The sequence below is a fragment of the Nonomuraea sp. CA-141351 genome, assembly GCF_050944675.1.
GTDB lineage: Bacteria > Actinomycetota > Actinomycetes > Streptosporangiales > Streptosporangiaceae > Nonomuraea.
In genome coordinates this window covers 8,586,901-8,607,747 of the sequence record NZ_CP191982.1, presented here as the reverse complement: position 1 = coordinate 8,607,747, position 20,847 = coordinate 8,586,901, and the positions used below count along the sequence as shown (strand labels likewise).

General features: G+C 70.7%; 17 protein-coding genes. 10 read left to right on the top strand and 7 right to left on the bottom strand.

What is annotated here, in order from left to right; all coding sequences use genetic code 11:
- Positions 1-119: 119 nt before the first annotated feature.
- On the bottom strand, positions 120-869 hold the full coding sequence (locus ACQPWU_RS40470; RefSeq protein ID WP_433430964.1) for an SDR family NAD(P)-dependent oxidoreductase: 750 nt from the start codon (positions 867-869) through the stop codon (positions 120-122).
- Between the two features lie 34 nt (positions 870-903).
- Between ACQPWU_RS40470 and ACQPWU_RS40465 the strand changes: the two genes are divergently transcribed.
- Entirely contained in the window at positions 904-2,058 is a 1,155-nt protein-coding gene (locus tag ACQPWU_RS40465) for a PQQ-dependent sugar dehydrogenase (protein WP_433430963.1), read from the top strand.
- On the opposite strand, the gene ACQPWU_RS40460 is transcribed toward ACQPWU_RS40465, so the two are convergent.
- Positions 2,018-2,353 carry a carboxymuconolactone decarboxylase family protein gene (locus ACQPWU_RS40460; protein ID WP_433430962.1) on the bottom strand — a complete coding sequence of 112 codons (336 nt, stop codon included), beginning with the start codon at positions 2,351-2,353 and terminating at the stop codon, positions 2,018-2,020. The genes ACQPWU_RS40465 and ACQPWU_RS40460 overlap by 41 nt on opposite strands.
- Positions 2,354-2,626: 273 nt before the next feature.
- On the opposite strand from ACQPWU_RS40460, the gene ACQPWU_RS40455 reads away from it, so the two are divergent.
- From ACQPWU_RS40455 to glnII, 4 genes are all read left to right on the top strand, one after another.
- Entirely contained in the window at positions 2,627-3,307 is a 681-nt protein-coding gene (locus ACQPWU_RS40455) for a hypothetical protein (RefSeq protein ID WP_433430961.1), read from the top strand.
- A gap of 10 nt (positions 3,308-3,317) precedes the next feature.
- Entirely contained in the window at positions 3,318-6,299 is a 2,982-nt protein-coding gene (locus ACQPWU_RS40450; RefSeq protein WP_433430960.1) for an AAA family ATPase, read from the top strand.
- Between the two features lie 26 nt (positions 6,300-6,325).
- Positions 6,326-7,420: an NAD(P)/FAD-dependent oxidoreductase gene (locus ACQPWU_RS40445; protein ID WP_433430959.1), complete on the top strand. Its 1,095-nt coding sequence runs from the start codon at positions 6,326-6,328 to the stop codon at positions 7,418-7,420.
- A 201-nt stretch (positions 7,421-7,621) separates the two neighbouring features.
- Positions 7,622-8,641 carry a glutamine synthetase gene (gene glnII, locus ACQPWU_RS40440; protein WP_433430958.1) on the top strand — a complete coding sequence of 340 codons (1,020 nt, stop codon included), beginning with the start codon at positions 7,622-7,624 and terminating at the stop codon, positions 8,639-8,641.
- A 68-nt stretch (positions 8,642-8,709) separates the two neighbouring features.
- On the opposite strand, the gene ACQPWU_RS40435 is transcribed toward glnII, so the two are convergent.
- The 4 genes from ACQPWU_RS40435 to ACQPWU_RS40420 all read right to left on the bottom strand — a co-directional run bounded on the left by ACQPWU_RS40435 (position 8,710) and on the right by ACQPWU_RS40420 (position 12,078).
- Positions 8,710-10,248, bottom strand: coding sequence for an aldehyde dehydrogenase family protein (locus ACQPWU_RS40435; RefSeq protein ID WP_433430957.1), 1,539 nt, complete (start codon positions 10,246-10,248; stop codon positions 8,710-8,712).
- Positions 10,249-10,309: 61 nt separating this feature from the next.
- Positions 10,310-11,182, bottom strand: coding sequence for a UTP--glucose-1-phosphate uridylyltransferase (locus ACQPWU_RS40430; RefSeq protein WP_433430956.1), 873 nt, complete (start codon positions 11,180-11,182; stop codon positions 10,310-10,312).
- A gap of 98 nt (positions 11,183-11,280) precedes the next feature.
- Complete coding sequence (locus ACQPWU_RS40425; protein ID WP_360695264.1) at positions 11,281-11,433, bottom strand: hypothetical protein; 153 nt, start codon at positions 11,431-11,433, stop codon at positions 11,281-11,283.
- A gap of 99 nt (positions 11,434-11,532) precedes the next feature.
- Entirely contained in the window at positions 11,533-12,078 is a 546-nt protein-coding gene (locus ACQPWU_RS40420; RefSeq protein WP_433430955.1) for a cupin domain-containing protein, read from the bottom strand.
- Between the two features lie 112 nt (positions 12,079-12,190).
- On the opposite strand from ACQPWU_RS40420, the gene ACQPWU_RS40415 reads away from it, so the two are divergent.
- From ACQPWU_RS40415 to ACQPWU_RS40395, 5 genes are read left to right on the top strand one after another with little or no spacing between them, the layout of a single operon-like run.
- Positions 12,191-13,564, top strand: a complete 1,374-nt coding sequence (locus ACQPWU_RS40415) for an SWIM zinc finger family protein (RefSeq protein WP_433430954.1) — start codon at positions 12,191-12,193, stop codon at positions 13,562-13,564.
- Positions 13,561-14,904 (top strand): DUF5691 domain-containing protein, encoded by a 1,344-nt coding sequence (locus ACQPWU_RS40410; RefSeq protein ID WP_433430953.1) that lies wholly within the window; start codon positions 13,561-13,563, stop codon positions 14,902-14,904. Before ACQPWU_RS40415 ends, ACQPWU_RS40410 begins: the two co-directional genes overlap by 4 nt.
- Positions 14,901-15,965: an AAA family ATPase gene (locus ACQPWU_RS40405; RefSeq protein ID WP_433430952.1), complete on the top strand. Its 1,065-nt coding sequence runs from the start codon at positions 14,901-14,903 to the stop codon at positions 15,963-15,965. Before ACQPWU_RS40410 ends, ACQPWU_RS40405 begins: the two co-directional genes overlap by 4 nt.
- The gene (locus tag ACQPWU_RS40400; protein ID WP_433430951.1) at positions 15,962-18,247 is read left to right on the top strand and encodes a DUF5682 family protein; all 2,286 of its coding nucleotides are present in this window, start codon (positions 15,962-15,964) and stop codon (positions 18,245-18,247) included. The genes ACQPWU_RS40405 and ACQPWU_RS40400 overlap by 4 nt, the downstream gene beginning before the upstream one ends.
- Complete coding sequence (locus tag ACQPWU_RS40395) at positions 18,244-19,395, top strand: VWA domain-containing protein (protein ID WP_433430950.1); 1,152 nt, start codon at positions 18,244-18,246, stop codon at positions 19,393-19,395. Before ACQPWU_RS40400 ends, ACQPWU_RS40395 begins: the two co-directional genes overlap by 4 nt.
- Here the strand turns inward: ACQPWU_RS40395 and ACQPWU_RS40390 are convergent.
- Positions 19,385-20,830: an MFS transporter gene (locus tag ACQPWU_RS40390; protein WP_433430949.1), complete on the bottom strand. Its 1,446-nt coding sequence runs from the start codon at positions 20,828-20,830 to the stop codon at positions 19,385-19,387. The genes ACQPWU_RS40395 and ACQPWU_RS40390 overlap by 11 nt on opposite strands.
- Positions 20,831-20,847: the final 17 nt, after the last annotated feature.

Here is a 20,847-nt window from a genome sequence, read left to right as displayed (position 1 = left end):
GTCTCCTGGTTCCCGGCCGTGAGCCCAGCTCACGGCCGCCAGGGCCCCCACCGCGACCCCCTCCCGCGGCGGGGGCCCGTTCTTCTGTGTGCCTCCTTCGGCCGCCCGCCCTGCGCAGCTCAGCGGCCGATGCTCGCAGACACGCGAGATTGCAGGCTGCGCGGCACGAACTTGCCGATCGCGACGATGGCCTTGTAGCGCAGGTCGGGCACCGACACCCGTTTGCCCAGCGCCAGGTCGCGCATCGCCTCCCGGACCACGTCGTCGGCCTTCAGCCACAGGAACCCGGGGATCCCCGAGGTGTCCATCGAGGCCCGCTGGTGGAACTCGGTCCGCACGAAGCCGGGGCAGAGCGCCATGATCCTGATGCGCGGGTTCCCCAGCTCGTTGGCGGCGGACTCGCTGAAGTTCACCACCCACGCCTTGGACGCGCTGTAGGTGCCCCGCGTGAAGAACGCCGCCACGGACGCCACGTTGATGATCCCGCCCCGGTCGCGCTCCCTCATACCGGGCAGCGCGGCCAGCGTCAGCCTGAGCACGGCCTCACAGTGCACCTTGAGCATGCGCGCCTCGTCCTCGACAGGCACCTCGGGGAAGCGGTCCGCGTGCCCGAACCCGGCGTTGTTCACCAGCAGGTCGACGCCGTCGCCGACCCTGGACTCGACCCTGGCCAGCCCCTCTTCGGTGGCGAGGTCGGCGGGCAGCACCTCGGCGGCGACCCCGTACCTGAGCTTGAGCTGGTCGGCGCTCTCGGCGAGCCGGTGCTCGTCGCGGGACACCAGGACGAGCGAGAAGCCGTCGGCGGCCAGGCGCCGGGCGAAGGCGGCGCCGATGCCGGCGGTGGCGCCGGTGATCAATGCGGTAGGCATGCCTGAACCCTAACGCCGTGCGAGGATGGGCGTCGTGCGACCCGTCGCGGCCATGCTCCTCGTCCTCGCGGCCCTCACCGCCTGCGCCGGCGAGCGGCCCCCGCCCGGCCGGCCCGCCACGTACAGCCCGGAGGCGAGCGTCACCGTGACGGGGGAGCCGGCGGAGACGAAGCCGCCGGGGCGCGGCGAGCTGCGGTTCGAGGAGATCGCCAGGCTGGAGCAGCCGGTGGCGTTCGCCGTGCGCAAGGGCGACGACCGCCTGTACGTCGCCGAGCAGACCGGCAGGCTGCGCACCTCCGGCGGCGACACGGTGATCGACCTGTCCCGAGAGGTGAGCGGCGGCAACGAGCAGGGCCTGCTCGGTGTGGCCTTCCACCCCTCAGGCCGCTGGGTCTACCTCGACTGGACCGACGCGCAGGGCGACACCCACGTCACCGAGTGGGCCTTCGACGGCGCGCGGGCCACGGGCAGGCGCGACGTGCTGACCCAGGACCAGCCGTACGCCAACCACAATGGCGGTCAGCTCGCGTTCGGCCCCGACGGCCACCTCTACATCGCCCTCGGTGACGGCGGCAGCGCCGGCGACCCGCACGGCAACGGTCAGAGCCTGAAGACCTGGCTCGGCAAGATCCTGCGCATCGACCCGCGCGGCGGCCGGCCGTACAAGGTGCCCGAGGACAATCCGTTCACCGGCAAGGAGGGCGCGAAGCCGGAAATATGGGCTTACGGGCTACGCAACCCCTGGCGGTTCAGCTTCGACCGCGACACCGGCGATCTGTGGATCGGCGACGTCGGGCAGAACGCGTGGGAGGAGGTCGACCACCAGCCGGCGGGATCGCGGGGCGGCGAGAACTACGGCTGGAACGCCCGTGAGGGCAAGGCCCGCCACCGGGGCGCGAAGAGCCGCGAGATGGTCGATCCGGCGATCGTCTACTCGCTGGACGAGGGCGGCAACTGCTCGGTCATCGCCGGATACGTCTACCGCGGCAAGAAGATCCCGTGGCTGCGGGGCCGGTTCCTCTACGGCGACTTCTGCGCCGGATGGATCAAGGCCGCGCCCGCGGACCGGCTGCCGGACGCGACCGAGGTCGGAAAGGTGGAGCAGCTCTCGTCGTTCGGGGAGGGCCCCGACGGCGAGCTGTACGCGCTCAGCCTGCAGGGCCGTCTCTATCGGATCGAGCCTGGTTGACCCGCTCGATCAGCCCTTCGACCTGGTCGTTCAGCTTGCTGCCCCGGGCCCAGCCCGCGTAGTGCGTGAGGAAGACGACCACCTCGCGCAGCTCGGTCTCGGTGAGTTCGCCGGAACGCAGCGCGGCGTCGAGCTGGACGTCCGTCTGCTCGTGCAATCCCTGGCCGACGAGCAGCCCGAGAAGGATCAGGAGACGTTCCCTCACCGACAGGGCCGGCCTCGACCACACGTCGGCGAACTGCCGCTCCGCAATCATGCCGAAGGAATCGACGGTCTCCATCGCGGGCTCTGTCATCGTGGCTCCCGGGGCGGTCGGAAGGGATCCTCATATCTTTCGCTACTTCCTGAGTTGAACCAATGGGGGTTGCATGAACGTTGTAAGCGCACGACCCGCCCCTCGTAGAGCGCGAGGGTGACGCCCCCTGTGCGCAGCCGTTAATTGATCTGTAACAAGTAAAGCCAATGCTCGGCCAAGATTTGGTCAAGATTTTTAGTCGTACGTCGGGCTCATTCCGCCTGAAAGCGGGCACAACAACTGCGTTGGTCCGTAAAGCGGAGGTAAGCCCTGGTGAAAAAAGCACGGGGTTTGATCGCGGTCACGGTCGCGATCCTGATGCTGTCCGCGTGCGCAGGACAGCCCGATTTCCACTACGTACGTGACAGGGCCGGCACCACCTACTTCAAGGTGCCATCCTCGTTCACGCAGCTCAACGCCGATCCGATCGAGCTGTATCTGTCCGGCGACCACCCGAACTCGGCGGCGGCGCTGGTCCGGGCCCAGCGGGTCTGGTCGACGGCCTTCGACCAGTCCGCGGAACCGTCGGTCAACCACCTGCTCGGCTCGACGGAACCGTTCGTCTACGCCACCGTGCACCAGCTCACGGAAGAGCAGCGGGACGCGATCTCGCTGAACAGGCTGCGCGACTTCGTGCTGCCGGTGACGGATCAGGTGCGCGAGCTCTACGCGCAGCAGGCCTTGGCGGCGGGACAGCCGCCGATGTTCCAGAACTTCGAGCTCCTCAACGACGAGGTCCTGGCCCTGGACAACGGCGCCAGGGGAGTCCGGGTCCGCTTCAACTACCAGATCGGCAACGACGTCCAGACGTTCGACCACACCGCCATCCTCGACGAGAAGGGCGCCACGGTCTCCGTCATGCTCATCGGCTGCCAGTCCGTCTGCTTCAGCAAGCGCGCCGCCGAGTTCGACAAGATCGAGAGCACCTTCAAGCTGCTCAGGCTGCCTGGATGAGGGAGCACCATTGACCACGACCATTCACCATGAAGGGCTGCGTGCCCCCGGCAGCGGGCCCTCCGACCCCGAAGCCGTGACCAGAAAGAAAATGCAGCTCTGGGATCGGAGCAAATTCCTCATCGTCCTGGTGCTGGCCTACTGCATCCTCACGTGGAAGGTGATGGCCGACTTCCAGGGCGTCGTCACCCTCGCCGAGGCCGCGCAGGCCATCGCGCGGGCGTATCAGTGGATCTTCTGGCTGCTCGGCGTGGAGGTCGTGCGGCAACTGCACTTCTTCGTGAGCGAGCACTGGTCGGCCTACCACCGCTTCTGGAGCCAGCGGGTCTTCGGCGGCTTCGAGCGCTGGACGCACCGCCGCTTCGACGACTGGACGAGGTACCGCCTCTCGCGGGCGCTGAAGATCGCCTTCTTCGTCGTGCTGACGGCGCTGGTGCTGGGCGCGGTGCTGGACGTCAGCCCGTTCGTGGCGGTGATGCAGGCGCCCGCGCTGCTCTGGCAGGCGATGCCGTTCCTGATCCAGATCGTCTTCCTGTTCTTCGTGGTCATCATCCAGTTCGTGGGGCTGTTCTGGTTCCTGTCCAGGGGCGGCGTGGAGACGTACTTCCCCGACGACATCAAGACCCGCTTCCACGACGTGTGGGGGCAGGACCACGTGGTCGAGCGCGTCCGCGAGAACATCGTCTTCCTGGAGCGGCCCGACGAGATCGAGCGGCGCGGCGGGTACGTCCCCAGCGGCCTGCTGCTGTGGGGGCCGCCGGGCACCGGCAAGACCCTCATGGCCGAGGCCGTGGCCGGGGAGACGGGCAAGCCGTACGTGTTCGTGGATCCGGGCGCGTTCACGAACATGTTCATGGGCATCGGCATCCTGAAGGTCAAGGCGCTGTTCAGGAAGCTGCGCAAGCTGGCGCTCAGGTACGGCGGCGTGATCGTCTTCTTCGACGAGGCCGACTCCCTCGGCAAGCGCGGCCGGCTCGCGCAGCAGGGCCCGCCCGGGCAGGGCGGCTTCTCCGGGTTGTCGGGCTTCAACGGCTGCCACGGGCTCAACTACCTGTCCGAGGAGACCCGGCAGGTGCTGGCCTTCCGCGGGGCTCGCGACGCCGGTGAGGAGCCGGGCCGGCGCAACCGCTTCGTCATGGGCGGCGGCATGATGAACAGCGGCGACCCCGGCACGCTCCAGGCCCTGCTCACCGAGCTGTCCGGGCTCAAGAAACCGCGCGGGTTCTTCAACCGGCTCGTACGGCGGCTGCTCGGCATGCGGCCCAAGCCGCCGCCCAAGTACCGCATCCTCGTGATGATGGCCACGAACCGGCCCGACGCTCTCGATGAGGCGCTGCTGCGGCCCGGCCGCATCGACCGCATCTACAAGGTCGGCTACCCGTCCAAGGCGGGCCGGGTGCGCACGTACCAGGGCTATTTCGACAAGGTGTGGCACGAGCTGACCCCAGACCAGATCGACAAGCTCGCCACGATCACCCCGTACGCCACCGGCGCCACGATCAAGGACCTGGTCAACGAGTCCCTGATCACCGCCATCAGGGACGGCCGCGAGATCATCACCTGGTCGGACGTGCTGCGGGCCAAGCGGCTCAAGCAGCTCGGCCCGCCCGAGGACGTCGAGTACATCGAGCGCGAGCGGCACGCCGTGGCCGTTCACGAGGCATGTCACGCCGTCGTGGCGTACGTGACGCGCTTCCACCTCGAGATCGACATCGCCACCATCGAGAAGGGCGCCGACTACCTGGGCATGGTCGCCTCGATCAAGCCCGAGGACCAGTTCACCAGGTGGAAGTCCGAGCACGAGGCCGACATCATGGTCTCCCTGGCCTCGCTGGCCGGCGAGCGGATGTTCTTCGGCGAGGACAACTCCTCCGGCGTCTCCGGCGACCTGTACTCGGCCACGTACCTGACCGCCATGATGGAGTCGTACTGGGGGATGGGCTCCGGCGTCACCTCGCTGCCCGCGCTCCAGGAGCTGGAGATCATGGGCGGTAAGGCGATGCGCAAGTCCCGCCCCGGCGGCTCCATCGGCATCACCGAGAGGGAGCCGGCCAGGCGCGACCCCGACCTGACCCCCGACGTGCTGGGGGAGCGGATCGAGTTCAACCTGGTGCGGCTGCTGGACAAGACCGAGCAGCTGCTGCAGGAGCACCGCAGGGAGGTGCTCTGCGTGGCACACGCGCTGGAGACGCACAAGACGCTCAACGGCGACGACGTGGTGGCGATCATCCGCGGGGAGCCCGGTCCGCTCATCGACGGCACGATCTACGCCTCCGACGAGCTCTACCAGGAGCTTGAGGAGTACCACCACGACGCGGCCAGGGCGCACAAGGAGCACAGCCACATCGAGCGGGACCTCCCCGGGCCGGCGGAGGAGCCGATCGAGCTGCAGCCGGTCTCCTACGGCGGTCCCGGCGTGAACGCCGTCCAGCTGACGACGACGCCGCCTCCGGTGATCCGGTCGTCGCCCGTCGTTCCCGTGGCGGCCGCCACCCCTGCCGTCCACGACGGGCACGCCGAGCCGGCCGACCGGCCCGAGTTCGTGCCGTGGGCGGCGGCGTCTCCGCCCCCGAAGGTACCCGTCATGGTGGGGACGCCCACCACGTCTCCCGCCCCGCCTCCCGTGAGGCCCCGGGGCGCGGGCCGGGTCTGGCTGGTCGTCGCGAGCCTGCTGGGGCTGGTGGCGCTGTCCATCATCGCGGCGCTCGCGGTGACGGGCACGGTCGCGGGCGGCGGCGGCATGAGCTCGGCGGCCTCGGCCGTGGCCTCGCCCGGGCTGCTGCTCCTGCTGTTCGTCGTGGTCGTCGCGGTGATCGTGGGTGCCGGGCTCGCGCTGGTCGCGATCAAGGGCGTACGCGCCGCGCAGACCAAGGCCGAGCGCGAACGCGACCAGGCCCACGCCCGTGCCCAGCTCCTGGCCGCGGCGATGGACCCCGACACGGCCATGCGGCTGCTCGGCTACGACGGCAACGGAACGGAGGGACGTACCTGACAGAACGGCCCTGACAGAATGGTGTGGTGTCAGTGTCACAGCACCACGTCATCGTCGTCGGCGGCGGGATAGCCGGTGCGAGCACCGCGTTCGCGCTGGCCCGCCGCGGCGCGGCCGTCACGGTCGTCGACTCGGGGCTCGCCGGGCAGGCCACGGCCGCCAGCGCGGGCATCATCGCGCCGTGGGCCTCCACCATCGAAGGACCCTTCTACGACCTGTACGCGGCGGGCGCGGCCTACTACCCGCGCGTCATCGAGCTGCTGGCCGAGGCCGGCGTCCACCGTACCGACCACCGCCGCACCGGCGCTCTGCTGGTCAGCGCGGATCCGGACCGGCTCGCCGAGGCCCAGGCCCGCGTCGAGGCGCGCGCCCGCACGGCCGGAGGGATAATGGGGGACGTCCAGCGCGTCGATGACGTACGTGCGTTGATCCCCGTGCTGGCCCCCGACCTGGAGGGTGTGTTCGTCTCGGGCGGCGCCCGGGTGGACGGGCGCACCATGCGCGACGCGCTGCTCCAGGGCGCGATCCACCACGGCGCGGTCATCGTGCACGGCCGGGCCCGCCTGCTTCCCGACCTGCGCGTCCAGGTGGACGCCGACGTGCTGGCGGGCGACGACGTCGTGGTGGCGTCCGGCGCCTGGGCCAACGAGCTCCTCACGCCCCTCGGCACCCGCGTGCCGGTCGAGCCGCAGCGCGGCCAGATCACGCATCTCCGGCTCGAGGGGGTGGACACCGGCGGCTGGCCGTCGGTGAACCCGCTGTCGCACCACTACATGGTGGGGTTCGACGACTCGCGGGTGGCGGTCGGGGCGACCCGTGAGACGGGCAGCGGCTTCGACTCCCGCGTCACTGCCAAGGGGCAGTGGCAGGTCCTGTCGGACGCGCTGAGGATCGCTCCGGGGCTGGGCGACGCGACGCTCATCGAGACCCGGGTGGGGCTGCGGCCGCTCCCGGAGGGGGAGCTGCCGATCGTCGGGACGCTGCCGGGCGTGTCCGGGCTGCACGTGGTGACGGGGTTCGGGGCGGCGGGGCTGACGGTGGCGCCGCTCACCGGCGACGCGCTGGCCGTGCTGATCCTCGAGGGGAAGACGCCGGAGGAGATCGCCCCCTTCGCGCCGTAACCACGCCACACCCGCCTCGTCCGAGAGCCGCGAACCGAACGGCCCGAGCATTCTGCTCACCGTGGTAGGCCACGGGACGGTGCACCAGCGTTAACACAGACCTGGCCTACTTAACACGGCGTTCACATATGGGCAAAAATCGGGAAACGGCTGTCCGTAAGACTCGGCGTGGCTGTGTAACACCCCGAGAAAAGGACCGCCGTGAGCTACAAGGCTGAGTACATCTGGATCGACGGCACCGAGCCGACCGCTCTGCTGCGCTCGAAGACGAAGATCCTCGCCGACGGGGCCGAGCCGCCGGTCTGGGGCTTCGACGGCTCCAGCACCAACCAGGCCGAGGGTCACTCGTCGGACCGCGTGCTCCGTCCGGTGTTCGTCTGCCCCGACCCGATCCGCGGCGGTGACAACGTCCTCGTCCTCTCCGAGGTCGAGGAGATCAACGGCGACGCGCACGCCAGCAACACCCGCGCCCTGCTCCGCCCGATCGCCGAGCAGTACGCCGACCAGGAGTCCTGGTTCGGCATCGAGCAGGAGTACACGTTCTTCAAGGGCAGCCGCCCGCTCGGCTTCCCCGAGGGCGGCTTCCCCGCCCCGCAGGGCCCGTACTACTGCGGCGTCGGCGCCGACGCCATCTTCGGCCGCGACATCGTCGAGCTCCACCTCGACCGCTGCCTCGCCGCCGGTCTGGCGATCTCCGGCATCAACGCCGAGGTCATGCCCGGCCAGTGGGAGTTCCAGGTTGGCCCGGCCGGCCCGCTCGAGGTCGCCGACCACCTGTGGGTGGCCCGCTGGCTGCTCTACCGCACGGCCGAGGAGTTCGGCGTGGAGGCCACCCTCGACGCCAAGCCCGCCCGCGGCGACTGGAACGGCGCCGGCGCGCACACCAACTTCTCGACCAAGGCCATGCGCGAGGGCTACGACGCCATCATCACCGCCTGCGAGGCGCTCGGTGAGGGCGACAAGCCGATGGAGCACATCACGCAGTACGGCGCGGGCGTCGAGAGCCGCCTGACCGGCGCCCACGAGACCGCCCCGTGGAACAAGTACAGCTACGGTGTGTCCAACCGCGGCGCGTCCGTGCGTATCCCGTGGCAGGTCGAGGTGGAGAAGAAGGGCTACATCGAGGACCGCCGCCCGAACGCCAACGTCGACCCGTACGTGGTCACCCGCCTGCTGGTGAGCACCTGCTGCGCGGCTCTGGAGAAGGCCGGCCAGGTCTGACCCTCGCTCTGAGAAACGAACGGGCCCCTCGTCGCCGAGGGGCCCGTTCTTGCATCGAGACGAGATGATTATGGCAGGCGGAAGTCCAGATCCGGCGCGATTTCGGCGACATCCATCTGGGCTTTCTGCAGACGGCCCGAATGATCCCAGTTCATCGCCTGCCAGCGGGTGAACTGGTCGAGCACCCACATGCCAGACTGGCGGCTGCCGTTGCCGGACTTGCCGTTGCCGCCGAACGGCAGGTGGGCCTCGGCGCCCGAGGTGGAGTTGTTGACGCTGACCATGCCCGCCGAGATGCCCTCGCGGAAGCGGAAGGCGTGCTGCGGGTCGGTGGTGTAGATGGAGCTCGACAGGCCGTAGCCGGGCAGGTTGGCCAGCTCGATGGCCTCGTCGAGGGTGCCGAACGTGGTCACGCCGACGATCGGGCCGAACGTCTCCTCCAGGAACAGGCGGTCGGTGGGCTGGACGCCGTCCACGACGACCGGGTGGTAGTAGAGGCCCTGCTCGCCGTCGAAGTCTCGGTGCGGGTTGTCCTTAGTGATTTTCCCGATATTTCCTGACACGACCTTGTGGTGGGGCTGGATCCAGGTCAGGAACTCCTCGTACCGGTCGGCGAACTTCTGGTCGAGCAGCGGACCCGCCAGCACGTCCTCTTCGGGGTGGCCGATCCTCGACTCGCGCACGGCCCGCGCGAACCGCTCGACGAACTCGTCGTGCACGCTCTCGTGCACGATCACCGTGCCCAGGCTCGTGCAGCGCTGGCCGGCCGTGCCGAAGCCGGAGAACAGCGCGCCCTCGACGGCCAGGTCGAGGTCGGCGTCCGGCATGATCACCATCGGGTTCTTGCCGCCCAGCTCCAGACAGGCCGACTGCAGGTGCCGCCCGGTCAGCTCGCCGATCTTCCTGCCCACCTCGCTGGAGCCGGTGAACCCGACCTTCTGCACGCTGCCCTCGTCGAGGGCCTGGTCCAGGCCCTTGAACGTCTCGGCGCCGTCGGCGAAGACGATGTTCAGCACGCCGTCGGGCAGCCCGGCGGCCACGAAGAGCTGGAACATGGCGTGCGCCGAGGCGGCGGCGTACTCGGCGGGCTTCCAGACGACGGCGTTGCCGCAGAGCAGCGCCGGGACGAGGTACCACGAGGGGACGGCGACAGGGAAGTTGCCCGCGGTGACGACCGCCGCCACGCCGACGGGGTTCCGGAACGTGAACAGGTTCTTGTCCGGCATCTCCGACGGGACCGTCTGCCCGTACAACCTGCGGCCCTCGCCGAGGAAGAAGTCGCACGTGTCCACGATCTCCCGCACCTCGCCCAGGGCCTCGGCGTACGGCTTGCCGATCTCCTCGGTCACCAGGTGGGCCAGTCGTTCGGCGTTGGCCTCGACCAGCCGCCCGATGGAGGCGATCACCCGTCCGCGCACGGGGGCGGGCACCTTGGCCCACTCGCGCTGGGCCTCCTTGGCCGTGCGGCAGGCGGCGGCGAACGTGCCGGCGTCGGCCAGGCCGACGTGGGCCACCACCTCGCTGATGCGCGCGGGGTTGGCCGACTCGTACGTGGCGACGGCCTCCGCCTCTTTGCCACCCACTATGGAAACGATTTGACGGCTCACCGGTGCCCTCCTCATAGTTCCTTCGCTCAGACAATCATCTCGCCGGAAAAATCCCAAGGCGTCAGCCGCTCTCCAGAGCGAGTTCGCGCAGCTCCGGCCCGAACCTTGGATGCGCCAGCGCGGCGGCGAACTGGGCCTTGAGGTAGTTGAGCGGCGAACCCGTGTCGTACCAGGTGCCGTCGATGACCTGGCCGTAGACCGGGTGGTTCGCGGCGTGCCTGTGCAGCGCGTCGGTGAGGTAGATCTCGCCCTGCGGGTTCTGGTGCCACCTGCGCGTCTGCTCCTGGAGCTCCTCGACGACGCCCGGGGTGACGACGTACCCGCCGATGGCGGCGTAGCGCGAGGGCGCCTGCTCGGGGGACGGCTTCTCCACCAGCCCGGAGATCAGCAGGCGGCCGCCGCCGACGTCCTCCTTGACGATCGGCACGCCGTACCGCGACGCGTCCTCGACCGCCATCGGCATCAGGGCCAGCACGGGCGCCCGGGTAGCCTCGTACGCGGCCTTGAGCTGCTTGGCCCTGGGCACCTCGGCCACGAACACGTCGTCGGCCCACAGCACCATGAACGGCTCGTCGCCGATGACGCGGGCGGCGTTGAGGATCGGGGTGCCGTTGCCGTACGGGCCGTTCTGGTACAGGTACGTGATGTGGGCCAGCGACGACAGCTCCGCGACCGCGTCGGCCAGGCCGTCCTTGCCGGCGGCGCGGAGCTGGAGCTCGAGGTCGGCGTCGGGGGCGAAGTGCCGCTGGATGAGGTCCTTGCGGGGCGAGGTGACGATGGTGATCTCGTCGATGCCGGAATCCACGAGCTCGCGGATGGTGTGCTCGATGACGGGCTTGTCGCCGATCGGCAGCATCTCCTTGGGCAGCGCCCTGGTCAGCGGCAGCAGCCGCGTGCCCAGACCGGCCACCGGGATGACGGCTTTGTGGACCATGCGTCTCTCCTTGATCGAGCGGCTTGATCGTGCGAGGAGAGAGCCGACGTTACCTCAGCCGTTTTCCGGCGACCGGTCAGGGGCTTCGGCGGGAGTGGTCAGCGGGGCACGAAGCCGCGGTAGACGACGCGCCGCCGCCGGAGCACCGGCCACTGGCGGTCCCTGATGCCGCTCAGCACAGCGGCGGCCACCGCGCCGGTGAGAAGGCTGCCGACGATGACGCTCATGACGAGCATGAAGGCGATTTCCATGATGGATCCCTTCGCCAGAAGTTCGAATCTGAACTTGCCGGCGTGAACAGCATCCCCCCGCGCCCTATTCCGATGAGTTCGCGACGTCGCCGACCGGCCCTATGCCGTGAAGTCGGCGTAGTCGAAGCCCGGTGACACGATGCAGCTCACCAGCACCGGCTCGCCGGAGGCCGGGCGGGCCGACTGCCACACGCCGCCGGGCACGACCGCCTGGGGGACCTGGCCGTCCTCCACGTGCGGTCCCAGCGTGATCGTGGTGTCGCCGATCGTCAGGCTCAGCGGGCCGCCTCGGTGCCACAGCCAGACCTCGTCCGACCTGACCATGTGGGGCACGGACTCCTCGCCCGGCTGCAGCAGGAAGTAGATGCCGGTGGCGGTGGCCCGTGGCCCCGGGTACCCGTCCGGCTGGAAGGTCACGGCCGTCTTCCACGTCTCCCTGAACCAGCCGCCTTCGGGGTGGGGGAGCAGGTCGAGGGCCTCGGCGACGGGCGGGCGCTCGACGAACGCCACAGGGGCGCCCTTGACGTCCCTGCGCAGGAAGCGGTTGCCGTCCAGGACGAGTTGCCCGTCGAGCGGGCTGGTGAGGGCCGCTGCCTCGTCGGGCACTTCGATGGACGGGCCGTCGGGGTAGGTGCAGAGCTCCACTTGGCACAGTTTATGCCAATAAATCAGGGCAAGGTGGGTGACACGTGCCCGGTCGCTGGGCATCTCGCGGACCTGACACGAAATGTCGGTCGAGGTGGCTAGTCTGCGGCAGGTGGTCGAACGGTGGAGCCGTGATCAGGTGCTCGCCCTTGCCCCCGACGCGTCCTCTCAGAAGGCGGCTCAAGGGGTGGCGGCGCCCGGGAAATGGTCGTTGCGCGGCACGACAGGCACGATCTTGTACGGCGAGTGCAAGGGCAGCGGGGCGAGGCCCTACCTGGCCTGCGTCGATTTGACCGAGCCCGCGTACCGGTGCAGTTGCCCGAGCCGGAAGTTCCCGTGCAAGCACGCCCTCGGGCTTCTCCTCATGTGGTCCGCTGACGGGCTTCCTGTCGAGGAGGGCGCGCCGCAGTGGGTGACCGAGTGGGTGGAGGGGCGCGCTGAGCGGGCCGCCAAGGCGGCGGCCAAGATCGAGGCTGCCCGCGCCAAGAAGGCCGCGGAGGGGACGGATGCGGATGAGTCCGGCCGGGTCGCCTCGGACAGCGGGGCTTCCGGGGGCGGGCGGTCGCGGGCCGGTGGGGAGGCCGCGTCCGAGGGGCGTCCTGAGTCCGTACGGCACGGTCGCGTCGCCGCCGGGCTGAGCGAGCTGGAGCGGTGGCTCGATGACCAGGTGCGGCAGGGGCTGGCGGGGGTCGCCGAGCACGAATGGGAAGGGCTGGCCAAGCGGCTCATCGACGCTCAGGCGCCCGGTGTGGCGGGGATCGTGTCCAGGCTGGCCTGGGTTCGGGCGGACGACGACTGGCCGGGGCGGCTGCTGGAGGAGTACGCACTGATCCACCTGCTCGCCGTCGCCTACCGGCGGCGGGCGGAGCTGCCCGCGGCGCTGGCCGAGACCGTGCTGAGCCGGGTCGGGTTTCCCGTCACCCGGGAAGAGGTGCTGGCCGGGCCCGGGGTGCGCGATCAGTGGGACGTGCTGGGGAGGCGGGACGAAGTGCAGGACCGGCTGACCTCCCGGCGGGTGTGGCTGCGGGGGCGCCACACCCGCAGGCCGGCGCTGGTGCTCTCGTTCGCCCCGCAGGGGCAGCCGCTCGACGCCTCTCTGGTCACCGGGACGACGATCGATGCCGAGCTCGCCTTCTATCCGGGTGCCGCCCCCTTGAGGGCGCTCGTCGCCGGACGTCACGACGTGGACCGGGACGATCTGACCGGGGGGAGACCCCCCGGGGTGTCGCCGGACGAGGCGCTCGACGAGGTGGCCCGGGCACTGGCCGAGGACCCGTGGACCGAGTCGTGGCCGCTCGTGCTGGCCGGGGTGGTGCCCGGGCGCACCTCACTCGGCGGCCTCCCGCTGCGTCCCGCGGCGCGAGATCCGTGGCGGCTGATCGCGGTTTCCGGGGGTCGTCCGCTCACCGTGGCCGCCGAATGGACGCCACTGGGCTTGCGGCCCCTGACCACCTGGGACGACGAAGGAACGGCGGTGATCCTGTGACCGGCTGGGAGGAGCTGACGTCGACGGCGCTCGTGGGCACCGATCGCAGGCCGTACCAGGGGGATCTGCTCGAAGCCGCGGCCGTGGAAGTGGCGCGGCGCAGAGCCGGGCACACGGTCGGCGAGGCCGAGCGGCAGGAGCCCGCGCCCCACGAGGAGCGGGCGGCCGTGGGCAGGCGGGCGGCCGAGCGGCTGGCGCGGATCATGGGTGGCGAGCACGAGAGGCTGCTCCCCGAATGGCTGGCCGCGGCCGCCGGCGCGGGCAGGAGGGTGCCGCCGTACGTGCTGCCGGAGCTCCTGGAGCGAGGGCGGCGGGACCGGTCGATCCGGGTTCATCTCGGGGTCCTGGCCGGGCAGCGGGGGCGATGGCTGGCCGGGCTCAACCCCGCCTGGGACTACCTCCTCGAAGAGCCGACCGGGGAGACGTGGGAGCTGGGCGGCGCCGCGGACCGGCGGGCGCACCTGCGCGCCCTCAGGGGGGCTGATCCCGCCCAGGCCAGGCAGTTGCTCGAGAGCACGTGGGAGCGGGAGACGCCCGACGATCGGGCCGAGTTCGTGGAGTTGCTGGCCGACGGGCTGAGCATGGCCGACGAGCCGTTCCTGGAGAGCGCGCTCGACGACCGCCGCAGAGAGGTGCGCCAGGCCGCCGCCAACCTCCTCACCCGTCTCCCCGAGTCGCGCATGTCCCAGCGCATGGCCGGACGGGCGCGCGCCTGCGTGGCCATCGAGGGAAACGTCATCGCCGTCGAAGCCCCCAAGGACTGCGACAAGGCGATGGAGCGCGACGGCATCCGCCCCAAGCCGCCCAGAGGCATCGGAGAGCGGGCCTGGTGGCTGCAGCAGGTCCTCGCCCGTGCTCCGCTGGCGATCTGGGGCCGCCCGCCCGCGCGGCTGCTCGAGATGAGGATCCGTGACTGGGACGCCGAGGTGAAGGCCGCCTGGGTGCGTGCCGCGATACTGCAGAAGGACCCTGAGTGGGCGCGGGCGATGTTCGGGTGGGACCCGATCGCGGATCTTCTGGATTCCCTGCCGCCCGACGAACAGCAGGAACTCGCCGCCGATTTCGTGAAAAAGCATGACTTGGACAGCCAGTTGATCATGGTGCTGGGCGGAGTGTCCTCCTACTGGCGCGAGGGCCTGGCCACGGCGGTCCTCCGCAAGATCGTGAAGGTGGCCACCACGCAGCCCTGGAACCTCGGGGAACTGGTCAAACTCGCGGGCGAGCGCATCGACCCGGACCTGTTCCCCCTGGTCCTGAGCTACTCGCCCATGGAGTCCATCCAGCAGGTGGCCGCCCTGCTGCGTTTCCGTGCCGACATGTACAAGGAGCTTCGCCCATGACCGTTCTGCGTCCGCACGCGGAAGACCAGTACGCCGAGGAGCTTGCCGTCCTGGCCAAGGACGACGACCGGCCCAGGCCGCCCGGCTGGAAGCTGTCGCCGTGGGCCGTGACCACGTACATCCTGGGTGACGGCGACCGCATCACCCCCAAATACGTGGGCGCCCGCCGCATCGTCGAGGTCGCCGTCGCCACGCTGGCCACCGACCGCGCGCTGCTGCTGCTCGGCGTGCCCGGCACGGCGAAGACGTGGCTGTCCGAGCACCTGGCCGCCGCCATCAGCGGCGACTCCACGCTGCTCGTGCAGGGCACCGCCGGCACCGCCGAGGAGGCCATCCGGTACGGCTGGAACTACGCCAGGCTGCTGGCCGAGGGCCCCTCGATCGAGGCGCTGACCCCGTCGCCCGTGATGCGCGCCATGGCCGAGGGCCGGGTCGCCCGGGTCGAGGAGCTCACCCGCATGCCGTCCGACGTACAGGACGCCCTGATCACCGTGCTGTCCGAGAAGACGCTGCCGATCCCCGAGCTCAACCGCGAGGTCCAGGCCGAGCGCGGCTTCAACGTCATCGCCACGGCCAACGACCGCGACCGGGGCGTCAACGAGCTGTCCAGCGCGCTGCGCCGCCGCTTCAACACGGTCGTGCTGCCGGTCCCGGCCACGGCCGAGGAGGAGGTGGAGATCGTCTCGCGCCGCGTCACCGAGCTGGGGCACGCGCTGCAGCTGCCCGAGACCACGACGGGGCCGGCGGAGATCCGGCGGGTGGTGACGGTCTTCCGCGAGCTGCGCACGGGCATCACCGAGGACGGGCGTACCAAGGTCAAGTCGCCCAGCGGCACCATGTCCACGGCCGAGGCCATCTCGGTGCTCACCAACGGCATCGCCCTCGCGGCCCACTTCGGCGACGGGGTGCTTCGCCCCTCCGACGTGGCCGCCGGGATCGTGGGGGCGGTGGTGCAGGAGCCGGTGTCGGATCGGGTGGTGTGGCGCGAATACCTGGAGACGGTGGTTCGCGAGCGTCCCGACTGGCGCGACTTCTACCGCGCCTGCCGCGAGGTCTCATGAGCACCGCCCCGACACCTGGCGTCTCGGCCGCCGATGCCCCGGCGAGTGTGCTGGTCGTGGGCGGTGCCGGCGTTTCCGTGCTGGGGGTGCGGCATCACGGACCGGGGTCGGCCCGGGCCGTGCGGCGGGAGCTCGAACGCCTGCGGCCCGACGCCATCCTCGTAGAAGGGCCACCCGAGGCCGACGCGCTCGTGGCGCTCGCTCCCGAGCTGGAGCCGCCCGTCGCGCTGCTCGCCCACGTGCCCGGAGCGCCGTCGCGGGCCGCGTTCTGGCCGTTCGCCGCCTTCTCGCCCGAGTGGCAGGCCATCCTGTACGGCACCTCCACCGGCGTCCCGGTGACCTTCTGCGACCTCCCCGCGGCCCATTCGCTGGCAGCGGAGGACGAGGAGCGCGAGGACCGCGAAGACGGCATGCGGGCGGACCCCATCGGGAGTCTCGCCGCGGCGGCCGGATACGACGATCCCGAGCGCTGGTGGGAGGACGTCGTCGAACACCGAGGGGACACTCTGTTCAGCCCACCCCACCAGACCCCCTGGTTCGGAGTGATCGCCGAGGCCATGGCCGCCGTACGCGAGGGCTACGAGCCGGGCGGGCGGGAGGCCAGGCGCGAGGCGTACATGCGCAGGACACTCCGCGCGGCCGTCAAGCAGGGCTACGGCCGGATCGCGGTGATCTGCGGCGCCTGGCACGTCCCGGCGCTGACGGGCAGGCTCCCGACCGCCGCGCAGGACAACGCGATCCTGCGCGGACTCCCCAAGGTCAAGGCCGAGCTGACGTGGGTGCCGTGGACGTACGGACGGCTGGCATCGTGGAGCGGCTACGGCGCGGGGATCACCTCGCCCGGCTGGTACCACCACCTGTTCGGCGCGCCCGACCGGCCCGTGGAGCGGTGGCTCGCCGAGGCCGCCGCGGTGCTGCGCGACGAGGGGCTGGCCGTGTCGTCCGCCCACGTCATCGAGTCCGTACGCCTCGCGCACGGCCTGGCCGCGCTGCGCGGCAGGCCGCTGGCCGGGCTCGGCGAGGTCACCGAGGCGGCCAGGGCCGTGCTGTGCGAGGGCGACGACCTGGCCGTCGAGCTGATCCAGCGGCGCATGGTCGTCGGTGACAGGCTCGGCCACGTCTCCGACGGCACGCCGATGGTGCCGCTTCAGCGGGACCTGCGCGACCAGCAGCGACGGCTCAGGCTCAAGCCCGAGGCGCTCGACCGCGAGATCGACCTCGACCTGCGCAAGCCGCTCGACCTCGACCGCAGCCACCTGCTGCACCGGCTCAGGCTGCTCGGCGTCGGCTGGGGGACACCGGGCGAGTCGCGGGGGAAGGGCACCTTCAGGGAGACCTGGACGCTGCAGTGGCGGCCGGAGCACGACCTGGCGCTCATCGAGCAGGCCGCCCTGGGCACCACGGTGGCCGGGGCGGCGGCGCAGCGGGCCAGGGACCTGGCCGCGACGGACAAGGCGGCTCTGGCGGACCTGACGTCGCTGGTCGAGCAGTGCCTGCTGGCCGACCTGCCGGAGGCGCTGCCCGAGGTGCTGGCCGCGCTGTCGGCCAAGGCGGCGCTCGACACCGACGTGACGCACCTGATGGCGGCGCTGCCCGCGATGGTACGCGCCCACCGGTACGGCGACGTGCGCGGCACCTCGGCCGAAGGGCTCGCGGTGATCGTACGCTCGATGCTGGACCGCATCCGCGTCGGCCTGCCGGTCGCGGTGACGGGGCTGGACGACGACGCGGCGGCCGATCTGCTCAAACACGTCGACGCGGTGCACGCGGCCGTGGCCCTCCTGAGCGACGTCAGAGACAGCGACGGCGACACGTCGCCGCGCGGCCGGTGGCTGGCGACCCTGCGCGGCGTCAGCGACCGGCAGGACCTGCACGGCCTCATCGAAGGGCGGCTCACCAGGATCCTGCTGGACTCAGGTGAGCTCGACGACGCGGGCGACCGCATGGCCAGGGCCATGTCCAGGGGGCAGGTCCCGGCCAGGGCGGCCGCGTGGGTCGAGGGGTTCCTGGCGGGCGGCGGGCTGCTGCTGGTGCACGATCCCCGGTTGCTGAGCCTGGTGGACGGGTGGCTCACCGGGCTCTCCGTCGACCAGTTCACCGACGTGCTGCCGCTGCTGCGCCGTACGTTCGGCGGGTTCGCCGCGCCGGAGCGCAGGGCCATCGGGGAGCGCGTCCGCTCGGCCGGGGGCGGGGAGCGGGCAGGGGAGCAGGACGTGGACGAGCGGCGAGCGGCGGCGGCCGTCGCGACCGTGCTCGCGATCCTCGGAAGGGCGGACGGATGACCGAGAACGACGAGCGCCTGCGCAGGTGGCGGCTGGTGCTGGGCGGCGGGGACGCCGAGGGCACCGGGTGCGGGCTGGAAGGTGTGGACGCGCGCATGGACGCCGCGCTGTCCGCCGTCTACGACCAGGGCGGCGGCAGGGAGGGCGGGCTCGGCGCGTCCGCGCCCCGGGTGGCGCGCTGGCTGGGCGACATCCGCACGTACTTCCCGTCCACGGTCGTCCAGGTCATGCAGAAGGACGCCATCGAGAAGCTGAACCTCACCCGGCTCCTCCTGGAGCCCGAGATGCTCGAGGCCGTCGAGCCGGACGTGCACCTCGTCGGCACCCTGCTCGCGCTCAACCGGGTCATGCCCGACCAGGCCCGCGAGTCCGCCAGGGCCGTGGTGCGCAAGGTGGTGGACGAGCTCGAACGCAGGCTGGTCCAGAAGACCAGGGCGGCCGTGACCGGCGCGCTCGACCGTTCGGCCAGGACCCACCGCCCCAAGAGGGTGGCCGACATCGACTGGGACCGCACGATCAGGGCGAACCTCAAGAACTACCTGCCGGAGAAGAACACGGTCGTCCCCTCACGGCTCGTCGGCTACGCCCGCAGGCAGCGGTCGGTGCAGCGCGAGGTCGTGCTCTGCATCGACCAGAGCGGGTCGATGGCGGCCTCGGTCGTGTATTCCAGCGTGTTCGGGGCGGTGCTGGCCTCGATGCGGTCGCTCAGGACGTCCCTGGTGGTGTTCGACACGGCGGTGGTGGATCTCACAGACCAGCTGCACGACCCGGTGGAGCTGCTGTTCGGCACCCAGCTCGGCGGCGGCACCGACATCAACCGGGCCATCGCCTACTGCCAGGGCCTCATCACCCGGCCCACCGACTCGATCTTCGTCCTGATCAGCGACCTGTACGAGGGCGGCATCAGGGAGGAGATGCTGCGCAGGGTGGCCGCGATGACGCAGGCGGGCGTCCAGGTGATCGTGCTGCTCGCGCTCTCCGACGAGGGCGCGCCGTTCTACGACCACGAGAACGCCGCCGCGCTGGCCGCGATGGGCGTGCCCGCGTTCGCGTGCACGCCCGACGCCTTCCCCGACCTGATGGCGGCCGCGATCGAGCGGCGCGACATCGCGCAGTGGGCCGAACGTCACATCGCGGTCAGTGGTTGAGTTCATCTGGCCTGGCCTTGCGCGGGAGCAGGTATGACAGGGCGAAGGTCAGAGCCAGCAGCCCGACCTCGACCCACACGGTGACCTGCATCGACGAGCCGAAGCTCCACTCGCTCTCGAGGAGGTGGAAGAAGAGCGTGCCGAGCACGGCGGTGCCGAGCGCGCCACCGAGCTGCTGGACCGCGGTCAGCGCGCCCGAGGCGGAGCCTGACTCGTGCGGCTCGACCCCCGCGAGCACGATGTCGAAGAACGGCGCCATGGTCAGCCCCATCCCGATGCCGACGAGGGCGAGCCCGGGAGCCAGCTGCCAGCTGCTGACGTCGAGCCCCGCCAGGTGGATGGTCAGGGCGAGCACGGCCGCGCCCGCCGCCATGACGAGGGTGCCGATCTGCAGCAGGCCGCGGCCCAGCTTCTCCTGCAGCCCGGACATCGCCAGGCCGAAGCCGATCACGCCGCCGATCGCCTGCGGCAGACCGGTGAGGCCGGCCTTGAACGGGGTGAAGCCGAGGCCGAGCTGGGTGTAGAGGTTGAAGACCAGGCCGAGGCCCATCATGCCGGAGAAGAACGCCAGGCCGGCCACCAGGCCGCCGGTGAAGGCGCGCTTGCGGAACAGCCCGGGCGTGACGAGCGGGTCCTTGCCGGACGCGGCGCGGCGGGACTCGTAGCGGGCGAAGACGGCGAACACCACGATCGAGGCCGCCATCGACACGAACGTCCACACGGGCCAGCCCAGCTCGCGGCCCTGGATGAGCGGGTAGATCAGCAGGAACGAGGCGATCGTGACGAGCGCGACGCCGACGAGGTCGAGCCTGGTGGCGTTCGAGACGCGGTATTCGGGCAGGAAACGCATCCCGGCCAGCGCGGCGGCCAGGCCGAGCGGCAGGTTGATCAGGAAGATCATGCGCCAGCCCGTGCCGAAGAAGTCGGCGTCGACCAGCCATCCGGCCAGGACGGGACCGCCCACGGACGAGATGGTCATGACCGGCCCGAACATGCCGAACGCCTTGCCCAGGTCCTGCGGCGGGAACATCTCCTTGATCAGCCCGAGGCCCTGCGGCAGCATCACGGCTCCGAACAGGCCCTGCAAGACCCGGCTGACGATCAGCATCTCAGGGCCGGCCGCGACGCCGCACAACAGCGAGGCGGCGGTGAAGCCGAGCGCGCCGATCACGAACATGCGCTTCCTGCCGAACAGGTCGCCGAGCCGTCCGCCGGTGATCAGCCCGACGGCCATGGCCAGGGTGTATCCGGCGCCGAGCCACTGCACGACGCTGTCGCTGCCGCCCAGGTCCTTCTGGATCGTGGGGGCGGCGATCGTGGTCACGAGCGCGTCGAGCAGATCCATGACCTCGGCGGCCAGGATCACGAACAGCGCGGCCCAGCGCCAGCGGTAGGGCTGGACCTCGGTTGTCGCCTCTGAGGCGGTAACTGTCATGGGGGACTCCCTTTAAA